Annotated in this window: 5 protein-coding genes; 3 read left to right on the plus strand and 2 right to left on the minus strand. The window is 74.6% G+C overall.

Translation table 11 applies throughout. The features are described 5' to 3' along the window. Positions 1-1,078: PHP domain-containing protein (locus tag ACIWVC_RS17105; protein WP_396454309.1), on the minus strand; the 1,078-nt coding region annotated here is incomplete at its 3' end. A 458-nt stretch (positions 1,079-1,536) separates the two neighbouring features. Between ACIWVC_RS17105 and ACIWVC_RS17110 the strand changes: the two genes are divergently transcribed. The 3 genes from ACIWVC_RS17110 to ACIWVC_RS17120 are packed head-to-tail and all read left to right on the plus strand — an operon-like array spanning position 1,537 to position 2,866. Beyond that, a complete protein-coding gene (locus ACIWVC_RS17110; protein ID WP_396447824.1) occupies positions 1,537-1,860 on the plus strand; it encodes a chorismate mutase in 324 nt (107 codons plus the stop codon). Further along, positions 1,857-2,558, plus strand: coding sequence for an AzlC family ABC transporter permease (locus ACIWVC_RS17115; protein ID WP_396447823.1), 702 nt, complete (start codon positions 1,857-1,859; stop codon positions 2,556-2,558). Before ACIWVC_RS17110 ends, ACIWVC_RS17115 begins: the two co-directional genes overlap by 4 nt. Next, positions 2,555-2,866, plus strand: coding sequence for an AzlD domain-containing protein (locus ACIWVC_RS17120; RefSeq protein ID WP_396447822.1), 312 nt, complete (start codon positions 2,555-2,557; stop codon positions 2,864-2,866). The genes ACIWVC_RS17115 and ACIWVC_RS17120 overlap by 4 nt, the downstream gene beginning before the upstream one ends. Before the next feature lie 3 nt (positions 2,867-2,869). On the opposite strand, the gene ACIWVC_RS17125 is transcribed toward ACIWVC_RS17120, so the two are convergent. Continuing rightward, on the minus strand, positions 2,870-3,802 hold the full coding sequence (locus tag ACIWVC_RS17125; protein ID WP_396447821.1) for an RluA family pseudouridine synthase: 933 nt from the start codon (positions 3,800-3,802) through the stop codon (positions 2,870-2,872). Between the last annotated feature and the right edge of the window lie 115 nt (positions 3,803-3,917).

Below are 3,917 nucleotides of genomic sequence, written 5' to 3' on the forward strand. Positions count from 1 at the left end.
CGACGACGAGGAAGTAGGACGGGTACCCCTTGCCGAGGATGACGTCCATCTCGTATTCGGCCTGCTCCTTGTAGCCGTCAGGGAGGCCGTCGGGGAAGCGGCGCTTCAGGCCCTTCCAGACCTCCTTGCGGAACCAGCTCTCCTCCGTCTCGCCCTCGGGGACGGGGAAGCGGGGGCTCAGGTCGCGGTACTCGAACATCCCCGCCGGGTCGACCTTCTCCGCGATGAGCAGGGTGTTCTTGCAGCCTTCGAGCCAGATGTCGGAGGAGTCGATGCCGCGCATCTCCTCCGCCGTCTTCAGGTAGTAGCCGGACCCGTCGAACCGGAACCGGTCGGGGTCGGCGAGCTGCTTGCCCACCTGGACGCACAGCAGCGCGTCGTGCGCGGTGGCCTCCGACTCGTGCGTGTAGTGCGAGTCGTTCGTGACGACCGGCGGGATGTTCAGCTTCCTGCTGATCTCGATGAGCCCGTCGCGGACGCGGCGCTCGATCTCCAGCCCGTGGTCCATCAGCTCCAGGAAGTAGTTCTCCTTGCCGAGGATGTCCTGGAACGTGGCGGCGGCCTTCAGCGCCTCGTCGAACTGGCCGAGCCGCAGCCGCGTCTGGATCTTGCCGGACGGGCATCCGGTCGTGCCCATCACGCCCTCGGCGTGCTCGGCGAGCAGCTCCTCGTCCATCCGCGCGTACTTGAACACGAAGCCCTCGGTGTACGCGCGGCTCGACAGCTTGAACAGGTTGTGCAGGCCGGTCTTGTCGCGCGCCCACAGGGTCATGTGGTTGATCAGGCCGCCGCCGGAGACGTCGTCGCGCTTCTGGCTCGGCTCGCCCCACTGGACCTTCTTCTTGTGGTACCGCGACTCCGGGGCCATGTAGGCCTCGATCCCGATGATGGGGGTGACCCCGGCGGCGGTCGCCTGCTTGTGGAAGTCGTAGGCGCCGTGCATGTTGCCGTGGTCGGTCATGGCGATCGCGGGCATCTTCTGCCGGCCGACCTCTTCGAACATCTGCTTCAGCCGAGCGGCTCCGTCCAGCATGGAGTACTCGGTGTGAACGTGCAGGTGAACGAAAGAGTCGGCCATGCCTGCTGCGCCTCCTGCTCGTCGCATGCGACCGCCCACGTGCCCGGTGGGCACGTGGTGGCGATATCGGTCCCGGGGGAAGATCGTCAACCCGGCCGGGACGCCGGGATGACGCGGTGCTGAGAGCCTAACCCGCCTCGCGGGTCCCCCGCGCCCCGACTCGCCCGATCTTCCGCGACCCGCGCGGGTGTCTCAGCACGTGGGACGTCCTGTCCGGAGTTTGGCGCAATGGGGCGGCACCGCATACGATCAGGGCGTGGAACGTCGCCATCTCAGGTTTACGCAGCCGGCTCCGGGCGAGCCGGTCGCCGCCGCGACCTGAGCGACGACCCCGGAGCCGGCCGAGGCGGAGCCCCCATCGGGCTTCGCCTTTTTCGATGGACGTCCACCGACCAGGCGCGGCCCCGGGCACCGAACCTTCCCTGCGCGGCCCGCCGAGGCACGAGAGGGAACCCGACATGCACGACCAGGTGACCGAACCCGCCGAACTGCGCTCCGCGCCGCCGCCCCCCGGCGCGATCGGCACCCTCGGCGCGGCCAGGGCCGCGATCGACGAGATCGACGCCGCCCTCGCCGTCCTGCTGGAGCGCCGCGCCGCCGTGGCGGCCGCCGCCCAGCGGCTCAAGCCGGTCGGCGGCTTCGCCGGCCGCGACCCCGGCCGGGAGCGGGAGATCGTCGAGGCCATGGCCGCGCACGCCCCGTCCCTCGGCCCCGAGCGGCTCGCCCGCATCATGGACGCGGTCATCGCGGCGGGGCTGGACGCCGCCGAAGCGCGCCGGTGAGCGCGGTCGAGGCGGCGCCCGGGCCGCGGGAGCGGGCGCGGGCGGCGGCCGTCCGGGACGGGCTGAGCGTGGGCGTCGCCGTGGGCGTGTCCGGGGTGGCGTTCGGGGCGGCGGCGGTCACCGCGGGCCTCTCCGTCGCGCAGGCGTGCGTGCTGAGCCTGCTGGCGTTCACCGGCGCGTCCCAGTTCGCGCTGGCCGGCGTGATCGGCGGAGGCGGCGGGCTGGTCGCCGGGACGCTCGGCGCGGTCCTGCTGGGCGGGCGCAACGCCCTGTACGGGATGCGGCTCGCCGGCACGCTGGGGGTGCGCGGCGCGCGCCGGCTCGCCGCCGCGCAGGCCGTCATCGACGAGACCGCCGCCGTCGCGACCGCGCAGCGCGACCCGGCCGCGGCCCGCGCGGGGTTCTACACCACCGCGGTCAGCCTGTACCTGGCGTGGAACGCCACCACGCTGCTCGGCGCGGCGGGCGCGGCCCGGCTGGGCGACCCGGACGCCGCCGGCCTGGACGTCCTCGGCCCGGCCGCGTTCCTGGCGCTGCTGTGGCCGCGGCTGCGGGAGGGGCGGAGCGCGGCGCGGGTCGCGCCGGCGGCGGCCGCGATCGCCCTCGCGGCGACGCCGCTGCTGCCGCCCGGCGTCCCGGTCATGGTCGCCGCCGCCGCGGCGCTGCCCGCCCTGCTCGGAAGGAGGAGCGCGCCGTGAGCGTGTGGATCGCCGTGATCGCGACCGCGCTCGGCTGCTACGCCCTGAAGCTCGGCGGGCTGGTCACCCCGCAGCGGGTCCTGGACGACCCGCGGGTGCGCCGGTTCACCGAGCTCGTGCCGGTGGCGCTGCTGACCGCGCTGATCGCCGTCCAGGCGCTCGCCGACGGCAGGTCGCTGGACTTCGACCCGGCCCGGCTGGCGGGACTGGGCGCGGCCGTCGCCGCGCTCGTGCTGCGCGCGCCGTTCCTCGCGGTGCTGGTCGCCGCCGCCGGCGTCACCGCGGGGCTGCGCCTGCTCGGCCTGTAGCGGTCAGGACTCGGCTTCGACGATCTCCAGGGCGCGGGCCAGGTCGTCCGGGTAGGGGCTCTCGAACTCCACCCACTCGCCCGTGGCGGGGTGCTCGAACCCGAGCCGGACGGCGTGCAGCCACTGCCGCTTCAGGCCGAGCCGCGCGGCGAGGGTCGGGTCGGCGCCGTACGCCATGTCGCCCACGCACGGGTGCCGGATCGCGGACATGTGCACCCGGATCTGGTGGGTGCGCCCCGTCTCCAGGTCGATGTCGAGCAGCGTCGCCGCCCGGAACGCCTCGACCGTGTCGTAGTGCGTGACCGACGGCTTGCCGCCCGCCACGACCGCGAACCGGCCGTCGCCGGACGGGTGCCGGTCGATCGGCGCGTCGACCGTCCCGCGGAACGGGTCGGGGTGGCCCTGCACCAGCGCCCGGTAGCGCTTGTCGACGCGGCGCTCCTTGAACGCCCGCTTGAGCCGCGAGTACGCGACCTCGCTCTTGGCCACGACCATCGCGCCGGTGGTGTTGGCGTCCAGCCGGTGCACGATGCCCTGCCGCTCGGACGCGCCGCTGGTCGCGATCGCGTGCCCGGCGCCGAGCAGCCCGCCGAGGACGGTCGGCCCCGTCCAGCCGGTGGTGGGGTGCGCGGCGACGCCGGTCGGCTTGTTCACCACGACGATGTCGTCGTCCTCGTACAGGACGCCCATCCCGGGGACGGGCTCGGCGACCGGCGCGGGCGGCGCGGGCGGCGGCGGGAGCGTGACCTCCAGCCAGGCCCCGGCGCGCAGCCGCTCGGACTTGGTGGCCACCTCGGCGCCGTCCAGCAGGACGTCCCCGGCGGCGATGATCTCGGCGGCGCCGCCGCGCGACAGCCCGAACAGCCGGGCCAGTGCGGCGTCGACCCGCTCGCCCTCCAGGCCGTCCGGCACGTGGAGGCCGCGCACCTCCCCCATCAGGCCTTCTCCTCCGGGGCGGGCTCCGTCTCCGCGGCCTCGCGCCCGGCCCCGCCGGGCGCACGCTCCGCATCCGGCCCGTTCCCGGCCCGGTCCTCGGCGCCGTTCCCGGCCC

Source organism: Actinomadura sp. (assembly GCF_044508335.1).
In the GTDB taxonomy this organism is placed as follows: domain Bacteria; phylum Actinomycetota; class Actinomycetes; order Streptosporangiales; family Streptosporangiaceae; genus Spirillospora.

Coding starts and splice junctions, on each gene's coding strand:
- ACIWVC_RS17110 (WP_396447824.1), top strand. CDS start 1,537: ATGCACGACCAGGTGACCGAACCCGCCGAACTGCGCTCCGCGCCGCCG.
- ACIWVC_RS17125 (WP_396447821.1), bottom strand. CDS start 3,802: ATGGGGGAGGTGCGCGGCCTCCACGTGCCGGACGGCCTGGAGGGCGAG.